The 9,139-nt window shown below is 65.6% G+C and carries 6 protein-coding genes; 4 read left to right on the forward strand and 2 right to left on the reverse strand.

The window, feature by feature from the left end; translation table 11 throughout:
* Positions 1-67: 67 nt before the first annotated feature.
* Together AWQ68_RS21645 and AWQ68_RS21650 are read right to left on the reverse strand one after the other, a co-directional pair.
* Positions 68-1,030 carry a zinc-binding dehydrogenase gene (locus AWQ68_RS21645; protein WP_066942982.1) on the reverse strand — a complete coding sequence of 321 codons (963 nt, stop codon included), beginning with the start codon at positions 1,028-1,030 and terminating at the stop codon, positions 68-70.
* Between the two features lie 146 nt (positions 1,031-1,176).
* The gene (locus AWQ68_RS21650; protein WP_084464260.1) at positions 1,177-1,629 is read right to left on the reverse strand and encodes an SSI family serine proteinase inhibitor; all 453 of its coding nucleotides are present in this window, start codon (positions 1,627-1,629) and stop codon (positions 1,177-1,179) included.
* A 203-nt stretch (positions 1,630-1,832) separates the two neighbouring features.
* Between AWQ68_RS21650 and AWQ68_RS21655 the strand changes: the two genes are divergently transcribed.
* From AWQ68_RS21655 to AWQ68_RS41160, 4 genes are all read left to right on the forward strand, one after another.
* On the forward strand, positions 1,833-2,930 hold the full coding sequence (locus AWQ68_RS21655; protein WP_066942987.1) for a trypsin-like serine peptidase: 1,098 nt from the start codon (positions 1,833-1,835) through the stop codon (positions 2,928-2,930).
* A 605-nt stretch (positions 2,931-3,535) separates the two neighbouring features.
* Positions 3,536-4,708 (forward strand): trypsin-like serine peptidase, encoded by a 1,173-nt coding sequence (locus tag AWQ68_RS21660; protein WP_066942989.1) that lies wholly within the window; start codon positions 3,536-3,538, stop codon positions 4,706-4,708.
* Positions 4,709-5,270: 562 nt separating this feature from the next.
* Complete coding sequence (locus AWQ68_RS21665) at positions 5,271-6,515, forward strand: trypsin-like serine peptidase (RefSeq protein WP_066942991.1); 1,245 nt, start codon at positions 5,271-5,273, stop codon at positions 6,513-6,515.
* Positions 6,516-7,131: 616 nt separating this feature from the next.
* Positions 7,132-8,409, forward strand: a complete 1,278-nt coding sequence (locus AWQ68_RS41160; protein WP_084464261.1) for a trypsin-like serine peptidase — start codon at positions 7,132-7,134, stop codon at positions 8,407-8,409.
* Positions 8,410-9,139: the final 730 nt, after the last annotated feature.

Genomic DNA, 9,139 nt, shown 5'->3' on the forward strand with positions numbered 1-9,139 from the left:
AGATGGATCGCCGACGAAGGGACCGCGCGCGGGTGGAGATCTCCCGGGCCGAGCGCGGACCGAGGGATCACACGGTGAAGACGATCTTTCCGAAGACGTCGCCCTCGTGCATGGCGGCGAACCCCTCCTCCGCCTGCGTGAGCGGGAGCACGCGGTCGATGATCGGGCGGACGCCGGTCTGCTCCAGGAAGATCGCCAGCCTGGCCAGTTGCTCCCTCGTCCCCATGGTGGAGCCGACGATGGAGCGCTGCAGGAAGAAGACCTGGGCGAGCTGTGTGGGCGCGACCAGGCCGCTGGTCGCACCGCAGATCACGATCCGGCCGCCGGGCCGCAGCGAGTTGAGCGAGTGGTCCCACGTCGCCGCACCGACGCTCTCCATCACCGCGTCGACCCGCTCGGGCAACCTGGCCCCGCTCTCGAAGACCTGGTCCGCGCCGAGTTCGAGGGCCCGCGCCCGCTTCTCCTCGGAGCGGCTCGTGACCCAGACCCGGAAGCCGCCGGCGCGTCCCAACGCGATGAGCGCGGTCGCCACGCCCCCGCCCGCGCCCTGGACCAGCACCGTCGATCCCGGCTGCAGCGCGGCCTTGTCGAACAGCATCCGGTAGGCCGTCAGCCATGCGGTGGGCAGACAGGCGGCCTCCTCGAAGGAGATCGCCGCCGGCTTGGGCACGAGGTTCCGCTTCGGGACGGTCACCTTCTCGGCGAAGGTGCCGTCGTGAACCTCTGAGAGCAGCGAGCGCCGGGGGTCGAGCGTCTCGTCCCCGTTCACAGGAGTCCCGATCACCGAATGGACGATGACCTCGTTGCCGTTCTCGTCCAGCCCCGAGGCGTCGCAGCCGAGGATGATGGGCAGGCGGTCCTGGCGGATGCCGACGCCCTTGAGCGTCCACAGGTCGTGGTGGTTGAGGGCCGCGGCCTTGACGGTGACCGTGGTCCAGCCGTCGGGGACCGTGGGATCGGGGCGCTCACCGAGCGTCAGCCCCTTGAGAGGGTTGTCAGGATCGGTCTGAGTGGCGGTTACGGCGAACATGCCCGAACATTACTCCGCTCATCTACCAAGATCGCGTATGCCTCCCGCTCGGGCGGGCCGCGACACCGGGAAAGGGGGTGGCCCCCCGAGCACGGCGAAGGGGCCCGGCGGGCGGTGCCGGACCCCTTTCACGCACGGCGGCTCGCTCAGAAGGCGAAGACGGCCCCTGTCGCCGCGCGGAGCTGGCAGGAGTTGCCGTACGTGCGCTCGAACTTGATGTAGGCGTCGTTCCAGATCCCGGAAGCCGTTACCGTGATCGGCTGGAAGAGCATCGGACACGCGACGGCCGGGTCGGGCTGGAGCTGGGCCGGGTCCCCGCCGACCTTCTCCAGCATCGGGCACGCCTTGTCCGGCGCCGGGTGCGTGCCTCGTCGCTCGGATGAGCAGCTCAGCAACGCGTAGCGCTGGGGCTGCGTCCCGGACTGTCCGTTGGCCACGGTCACCACCAGCGCCTTGGTCCGCGCCTTCATGGGGTGGATCCTGACCGGCATGTCGGCGTTGATGTTCGGCTCCCACGGCGGTGGGACGGTGGCGGCGGCGGCGCCCGCAGGGCTGATCGCGACAGCTGTGAAGGCGAGAAGTGTAAGAAGTGGCCTCATATCAATCCCCCGGATTCGGCTGACGACAGCCTGTCCGGCCGACCCCCTCGGATCAAGCGTCCACTCCGCACCGCCGGGCAAATCTGACGTCTCGGGAATCCCATCGGTTCCATCAGTTTCATAACGACCAGGTCACGAAGCTTCGCGTATTTCATGTTGATCTGGAAAAATCACCCCTTACCACCCAAGAAGGAAGGCAGACAGTGCTACGGCGACTCACATCCGGCCTCGTCGGCGGCCTTGCCGCGGCGAGCGCTGTCGCCGTGCTCTCCGTCCCGGTGCCCGCCACGCCCGCCGCCGCGGTGGCCGCGTCCGTGCCGCCGAAGTCCCTGAAGGGTGATGTCAGCTCCTACGCCCTGGCCGCCACCCAGGCGGACATGCTCAAGGTCGCGCAGTACTGGAGCCCGGATCGACTGAAGCGGGCGAGCAGCTACGAGCCGAAGTCCAAGCCGTCCCCCACGACCTCGGCCACGACGTCGGCGGCGGAGATGGGCGAGGCGTCGGCCCCCCTCAACGCCCCGGCGACCGCCCCCGCTCCCGGCTCCCCGCCCATGGTGGGGAAGGTCTTCTTCAAGGTCGACGACAAGGAGTACTGGTGCTCCGCGTCGGCGGTGCATTCGGCGTACAAGAACCTGGTCGCGACGGCGGGACACTGCGCCTACTCCCTCGCGAGGGACAAGCCGGTCGAGAACTGGATCTTCATCCCGTCGTACGCCAACGGAGCGACGAGCGCCGGCATCTTCGTCGGACACACGCTCTACATGCACCAGGACTTCCAGGGGCAGGGCGACTTCGACCGGGATTACGCGTTCGTCACCGTCTATCCGGGCTTCACCTGGCAGCCGTACACCGAGGCGGGCCAGGCGAAGTACCGCTCGGTCCCCGTCGGGTCCCTTGAGGACCGGGTGGGCGCGTTCCGCTTCGCCTGGAACAAGGGCACCGGCATGAATGTCCAGGTGTTCGGCTATCCCGCGGGCGCCCACCCGGACGGGAGCCGGCCGTACAACGGGCAGGAGCTCAAGACCTGCTCGAACGCGACCGAGAAGAAGACGGTCAGCGCACCCACCTGGCAGCTCGAACACGGCGTGCGGCTAGCCGGCTGCGGCTTCACCTCCGGGGCCAGCGGCGGCCCCTGGGTGATCGGCTACGACAGCGTCAAGCACACCGGCTGGATCAACGGCGTGACCAGCCTGACCTGGAACCTGAACGGGGACGGGAAGGTCGACGCCGTCTCCACGCCGTACTTCAACACGGTCACCCAGCGCGTCTATCTCCAGGCCGCGCGCCAGGCCACCTCCTGACGTCTCCCGCCGCGCCGCCCCGATCGGGCGGCCGGCGAATTCCGCGGCACAGCCGGAGCTTCTCCGCCGCCACGCCACTTCGCCCCCGCAGCACCGGCGTCAGCCGGCACGCGGAGCCGCTCCGGTACACACCGCCTGCTGTGGTGTGCCTCCAGGATCAGCCATGAGCCCCGCGGCGCGAGCACGCCCACCAGGACCTGCCATGAGCCCCGCGGCGCGACAGAGCCGCAGGGGCTGTTCCCGGGCGGATGGAAGAGCCACCTCTTGGGTTAGGAATTCCTTCCTTTTCCGGGCAAATTAGACGTGATCTTCAGGCGATCGGTGCCGCGCGGCTTGTGTGATTTACGTCACATAGCCGAGCGAAATGATCTCGAGACCATGACCGAAACCCCGGATCGTCACCGGCCGATCACCTGCACATACATCACGAAATGATCTCGCAAATGACACCTGTTGTGGAAAATCACGGAAACGTCACGGCGATTCCACCGGAGAAACCGTCCTCAACGTGGCCGGGAACCGCAAGATCTCGCATGTAGTGTTTTGACCATCCCTTTACTGACAGATGTGACGTTCCCCCGTCTATCGACAGCGCAAGGAGCTCCATGAACACCCGAGTCAAGCGCCTGGTCCTCCCTCTCGGGGGTCTCGCCGCGGCCGGCCTCATCGGCAGCACGCTCGTGGCCCCCGCTCAGGCCGCTGGTGACACGGCTACCGATCCGCTGGCCGCCAGCGGGATCGCCGCCAAGAACGTCGTCGCCTTCTGGCTGAATCAGAAGGCCGCCAATCTGGTCAACGCCTCGCCGTACGAGACCCAGGTGGTGGCGAAGCACATCTCCAAGGGCGGCCCCTCCGCGGACAGCAAGCCCGGCCTCGTCTCGCCGATCGGCAAGGGCGGATCCGGCACGTCCAAGAACGTGAACCTGCCCAAGACCACCGGCAAGGTGTTCTTCACCGGCTCCGACGGCCGGCCGCACTGGTGCTCGGCCACGTCCCTGCAGGCGAAGTACCGCAACCTGGTGGCCACGGCCGGCCACTGCGTCTACGACACCGAGTCGAACAAGGCCACCCTGAACCGCTGGGTCTTCATCCCCGGCTACTACCAGGGCAAGGCGCCGTGGGGCATCTACGTCGGCAAGCAGGCGTTCACGCACTACGACTTCGACGTGTACGAGGACGGCGACCGCGACTACGCGTTCGTGACGGTCTACAACGGCATCAAGGCCGGCTCGGGCACGAGCTGGTTCGACACCGCGGAGTGGAACTGGCAGGAGGTCAACAAGGCCACCTACGACAAGTACAGCCCGTACATCCGCAAGTCGAAGGGCGGCAAGTACTACGTCGTCAAGTTCACCGACGTCGGGAGCCTCGGCGAGAACGTCGGCGGCCAGGGCCTGGCCTACAACCAGAAGCTCGGCAAGAACGTCTACGTCTTCGGCTACCCGAGCGGGTCCCACCCGGACGGCAACTACGCGTACTCCGGCAAGACCCTCAAGTGGAGCTACGGCAAGACCTTCGCCGCCAAGGCGCCCGAGGTGAAGGCCGAGGAACTGGTGGGCGTGAAGTCCTCCTTCACCGGTGAGGGCTCCTCAGGCTCGGCCTGGCTGCTCAACTACAGCAGCGCGCGCCGCATCGGCTACCTGAACGGCGTCACGAGCGGTGTCGCGGACACCGACGGCAACAACCGGATCGACACCAGCGTCTCGCCGTACTTCGACGGTGAGCTCTACGGCATCTACAAGGCCGCCGCGAACGTCTGGTCCGGCAGCATCGCCTGACACCTGACGCGAGAGAAGGGCCCGGCTCCCAAGCCGGGCCCTTTTTTCATGAAATTTCTAGATTTGGCCGGTAAACCTCCCCCAGCCGCAAGGCGTCGCTGTCCGTTTAGTGGCATTCTGCGACATTTGGAATGGGGCGGAACCGTCAGGCGGCGGACCGAGCCTGAATGACAGCTGAATGTCAATGCCAGTTCACCGAAGTGCAGCTCAGCGCATTGACAGACCTGTCTGGATGGGTCAGAAGCGGCGAGACGAAAGGCCCAACCTGAGTCCACGCTGTGTGATTTACGTCACATGGCGACCGCGGGGCCGGAGTAGCGAAATAGGCGGACATGCCGCAGCGAAGAGGGCTACAGGATCATCTAGCTGCGGCGATATCTACGGCCTCGCCTCGGTCACAGGGCGGCCGACCAGACCGGGCTCAACGAGGTGACCTAACCCACCGAGAAATGCCGGCTTATGTCGGTTTTAAGGGGACTCGGCCGGCTGTATGGTTCCTCCATCCCTTTACTGACGCATGGGACGCAAGAAGCGTTCCACGACAGCCCAAGGAGTTCCCCAAATGAAGCGCACCCTCGCCTTCGGTGGCCTCGTCGCCACCGCCGGCCTGCTGGCCGCCGGCCTCGCCGCCCCGGCCCAGGCCTCCGGTGACGTCGCCACCGCCCCGCTGGCCGCCACCGGCATCGGCGCCAAGAACATCGCCGCCTTCTGGTTCGCCGAGAACATGGCTGCCCTGAAGGGCGCCACGCCGTACAACGTCGAGACCAAGGTCGTCGCCAAGCACGTCTCCAAGGGCGGCCCGGCTCCCGACAGCAAGCCGGGTGTCGTGCCGGCGATCGGCGACGAGAAGAAGGTCGCCGCCAAGTCGAAGAACGTCAACCTGCCCAAGACCACCGGCAAGGTGTTCTTCATCGGCGCCGACAAGCAGGCCCACTGGTGCTCGGCCACCTCGGTCCAGGCGGCCTACAAGAACCTGGTCGCGACCGCGGGTCACTGCGTGTACGACACCGAGTCCAACGCGCAGACGCTGAACTACTGGGTCTTCATCCCGGGTTACTACCAGGGCAAGACCCCGTGGGGCATCTACGTCGGCAAGCAGGCCTTCACCCACTACGACTACGACGTCTACGAGGACGGCGACCGCGACTACGCGTTCGTCACCGTCTACAACGGCATCAAGTTCCCCCACGACGGCTTCGCCGGTCTCCGCGACCTGGCCGAGGACGGCAAGTACGAGGAGCTCAAGACGTACGGCGGCCTCCAGGAGGTCGACGAGGCCACCTACGAGGCGTACAAGAAGGCCGACTTCTACAAGTATGGCTGGGGCCGCCGCGTCGCTCGCGACGAGAAGGGCAACAAGCACTACTTCGTGTGGAAGTTCGCGGACGCGGGTGCCCTGGGCGCCAACGTCGGCGGGCAGGGTCTGGCCTACAACCAGAAGGTCGGCAAGCCGGTCTTCGTCTTCGGCTACCCGAGCGGCCAGCACCCCGACGGCAACCAGGCCTACTCCGGCCACACGCTCAAGTGGACCTACGGCAAGACCTTCGCGGTCCAGGCCCCGGCCATCAAGGGCGAGGAGCTCATCGGCACCAAGTCCTCCTTCACCGGTGAGGGCGCCCTCGGCTCCTCCTGGCTGGTGAACTACAACAACGGCCGCCGCCTGGGCTACCTCAACGGTGTGACCATCGGCGTCTCCGACACCGACGGCAACAACCGTTACGACACCAGCTTCTCGCCGTACTTCGACGGTGAGCTGTACGGCGTCTACTCCGCGGCCAAGAACCTCTGGTCCGGCTCGATCGCCTAGTCTCCGCTCCGCGGAAACACAGCGGTCTAACGAGAGCAGGGGTCCAAACCCTGCTCTCACCCTCGCTTCATCGAAGGGCCCGGCTATTCAGCCGGGCCCTTTCGTTTTATTGAGCCCGATTTCCGACGGCTCCTTAGAACACCATCCGCTACCGAACTCGGCGACCGATCCCCAGTCAACACCACTCAGCAGGTCCGGGACATCGGCTACGACCACCGGTCATTTTCTATAAAAGTTTCCGGACCACGAGGTAAACCAGTCCTGATAACAAAGCTACAGCGTCCGACTATGACGCTTTCCAGGCTCCGACAATGAGCCGAGTGAATGTGTGATTCGCATCACACACGCTCGCTGACAAAAGCCTTTGCGGCAGGACGACAAGACCAGGAAGAACGACTTCGAAAGGCCGCTGTCTGCGCAAATATGCCGCCCTCCTCGCGGCGATCAGACGACACAGGCTCTTTCATCGTGTCACCCTCCAAGAAAGGCAGTTAGACCTTCCCGAAAGCCCTCTTTATGTCTTTCTTACGTTGATCGACTGCGCTATCTTTTCGGCATCCCTTTCCTGACGCATGGGGCACAAGAGGTGCCCCACGACAGACCAAGGAGTTCCCCCATGAAGCGCACTATGGCTTTCGGTGGCCTCGTCGTCACCGCCGGCCTGCTGGCCGCGGGCCTCGCCGCCCCGGCTCAGGCCGCCGGCGACGTCGCGACCGACGCCCTGGCCAACAACGGCATCTCCGCGTACGCGGTCGCCGCCTACTGGAAGGCCAACAACGCGGCCAACCTGATCGGCGCCACCCCGTACAACGTCGAGACCAAGGTCGTCGCCAAGCACGTCTCCAAGGGCGGCCCGGCTCCCGACAGCAAGCCGGGTGTCGTGCCGGCGATCGGCGACGAGAAGAAGGCCGTCGCCAAGTCGAAGAACGTGAACCTGCCCAAGACCACTGGCAAGGTGTTCTTCACCGGTGCCGACGGCAAGCCGCACTGGTGCACCGCGACCTCGGTGCAGTCCGCGTACAAGAACCTGGTCGCCACGGCCGGACACTGTGTCTACGACACCGAGTCCAATGCCACCACCATGGACAACTGGGTGTTCATCCCGGGCTACTACGAGGGCAAGACCCCCTGGGGCATCTACGTCGGCAAGCAGGCCTTCACCCACTACGACTACGACGTCTACGAGGACGCCGACCGCGACTACGCCTTCGTCACCGTCTACAACGGTCTCAACTTCTTCCACGACGGCGTGATCCGCGACCGGTGGGGCAAGCCCTTCGACCAGAACCCCGGCGGATGGAAGCAGGTTTCCAAGGAGACCTTCCTCAAGTTCCCGCGCGCCTTCCGCGAGCTCGACTGGGGCAAGTGGTGGTGGTGCCAGCAGGACGACAAGTACTACGTCTGGGCCTTCGAGGACGCGGGTGCTCTGGGCGGCAACGTCGGCGGGCAGGGTCTGGCCTACAACCAGAAGGTCGGCAAGCCGGTCTTCGTGTTCGGTTACCCGAGCGGCTCGCACCCGGACGGCAACTACGCCTTCACCGGCAAGACCCTCAAGTGGACCTACGGCAAGACCTTCGCCGTCCAGGCCCCGGCCATCAAGGGCGAGGAGCTCGTCGGCACCAAGTCCTCCTTCACCGGTGAGGGCGCCCTCGGCTCCGCGTGGCTGGTGAACTACAACAACGGCCGCCGTCTCGGCTACCTGAACGGTGTGACCATCGGCGTCTCCGACACCGACGGCAACAACCGTTACGACACCAGCTTCTCGCCGTACTTCGACGGTGAGCTGTACGGCGTCTACTCCGCGGCCAAGAACCTCTGGTCCGGCTCGATCGCCGTTCCGTTCGAGTCGCCGGCGATCCCGCGCGCCAGCGAGTCGCCCGCGCCGCGCAACTAAGTAGCCTGTCGTTTAGTTCGTTCAGAAAGGCCCGGCCATCGGCCGGGCCTTTTTGGCGTTTCAGGAAACGAACGATGACGTGCCCCGCCCCAGCCGCATGAGCCTCCGCTCAGAATGACGACCCAGCAGCCGCGTCGTCTGGACCGATGACGCGAGCCGTCCCGGCCACAAGCCATCGCACTGGGTGATCACTCAAATTCGGAACGACAACGGCGATCGACCGAGGTTCGCGCTTAGACGCGACTCGTGTCGATACGGTGCCCCAGATTCGCTGTGATCTACACCACATCATTTCCGGGACGCTCCGGCGCCGCTTCCCGGAGACCTCGGCCGCAGAATCTCACGACAGGGCGAAGAGCAGCGAAAACAAGAGCGCCCGACTTCTGACAAATCGGCTTTCGTTGAGTCAGCCAAGTAACGGGATGATCTCGCCACTCCGCATCGCCCCAAAGGGGCGACTTGAGGGGTTCTCAGGGCAAGATCGCGCTGTATGTTTTGGCCATCCCTTTACTGACGTCTGGGACGCAGGAAGCGTCCCACGACAGCCCAAGGAGTTCCCCATGAAGCGCACTCTCGCCTTCGGTGGCCTCGTCGCCACCGCCGGGCTGCTGGCCGCGGGCCTCGCCGCCCCGGCCCAGGCCGCCGGTGACGTCGCCAGCGCCCCGCTGGCCGCCAACGGCATCGCCGGTCAGAGCATCGCCGCCTTCTGGTTCGCCGAGAACGCTGCGGC

The sequence above is a fragment of the Microtetraspora fusca genome (genome assembly GCF_001570365.1).
In the GTDB taxonomy this organism is placed as follows: Bacteria; Actinomycetota; Actinomycetes; order Streptosporangiales; family Streptosporangiaceae; genus Microtetraspora; species Microtetraspora fusca.